This window comes from Georgenia sp. 311, assembly GCF_006151955.1.
GTDB lineage: Bacteria > Actinomycetota > Actinomycetes > Actinomycetales > Actinomycetaceae > Oceanitalea > Oceanitalea wutianyii.
Genome location: NZ_VDFS01000053.1, coordinates 29644 through 30910, shown reverse-complemented (window position 1 = coordinate 30910; position 1267 = coordinate 29644). Strand labels below are relative to the sequence as shown.

Below are 1267 nucleotides of genomic sequence, written 5' to 3'. Positions count from 1 at the left end.
CCAGTGCGCCGTGCTCAGCAGCACCGCACCGCGGCTGCGCAGCCGCGCGGACAGCAGCCGCCGGTCCCGGGCGCCCAGCGCCCGGCAGTCGCCCACGGCCAGCACGTCGACGCCGTCGACGAGGGCCCCGACGACGGAGGCGGCCTCCGGGCCGGGGCGCGGCACGAGGAGGGCGCGCTCGAGGGCGAGCCCCGCCTCGGCGGCGGCCTGCAGCCCGACGTCCGGCAGGGCGGCGAGCCCGGCCCACCCCTCCCCCTGGGCGGCGGCGAGGAGGGCGAGCAGGAGGGAGGAGGACCCGCCGACCTGGACCACACTGCCCCGGCGCAGTCCGTCGGCCGGGAAGAACCCGGCGAGCACCGCTGGTACCGGGAGGTGCTCGGACATGCCGCCGCCGGTGACGGACCCGGGCGCGGCAGGGTGCGCGGCGGCCGCCGGCCGGGCGGGCGCCTCGGCCGCCGGCGCCTGGGAAGGGGCGGCGTCCGGGGTGGGTGCCGGGAGGAGGGGGTCGGCAGGGGCGAGCCGGAGCGGAGCGGCGAGACGGGTCCGCAGGCCGGCCGCCGCCTCGGCCCGCTCGAGGGCCCGGCGGGCGGTCGCCATGCGGTCCGCATGCGTCGCCGTCATCTCCACCTCCACAGTTTATCGAACTCCTGTTCGATCATGACAGGGGGTACCGACACGGGCCCGACGCTGCCTGCGCCGCCCGGCCCGGCACCGTAGGTTGGGCGTGCACCCACCCCAGAGGAGGCCTCGATGGACCTGCAACGCCCTGTTGCCCCCGCCCCGTACGACCTGCTCCCCGCCGTGCCGTCCTTCACCCTGCGCAGTGACGACGTCGCCGACGGGCAGCCGCTGGACGCCCAGTTCACCGCCGAGGGCGGCAACGTCTCCCCCCACCTGGCGTGGTCGGGCTTCCCCGCCGGGACGCAGAGCTTCCTCGTCAACTGCTTCGACCCCGACGCGCCGACGCCGGCCGGGTTCTGGCACTGGACGATCGTCGACCTGCCGGTCGACCTCACCGAGCTCGAGCAGGGCTGGGGCGAGAGCGACCTCATGCTGCCCGGCGCCGCCTACCACGTGCGCAACGACGGCGGTACCCACGCCTACACGGGCGCCGCGCCGCCCGCCGGCGACCGTCCGCACCGCTACTACTTCGCGGTGCACGCGCTGGACACCGACTCCCTCGACCTCGACCCCGACGACAGCCCCACCCGCGTCGCCTTCGTGGCCCTCTTCCACACGATCGCCCGCGCCGTCATCGCCCCGACCT

The 1267-nt window shown here is 76.9% G+C and carries 2 protein-coding genes; one reads left to right on the top strand and one right to left on the bottom strand.

The features are described 5' to 3' along the window. On the bottom strand, positions 1-621 hold a 621-nt coding region (locus FHE66_RS11795; protein ID WP_139073154.1), incomplete at its 3' end, for a hypothetical protein. A gap of 129 nt (positions 622-750) precedes the next feature. On the opposite strand from FHE66_RS11795, the gene FHE66_RS11790 reads away from it, so the two are divergent. Then, positions 751-1267: YbhB/YbcL family Raf kinase inhibitor-like protein (locus tag FHE66_RS11790; RefSeq protein WP_139073160.1), on the top strand; the 517-nt coding region annotated here is incomplete at its 3' end.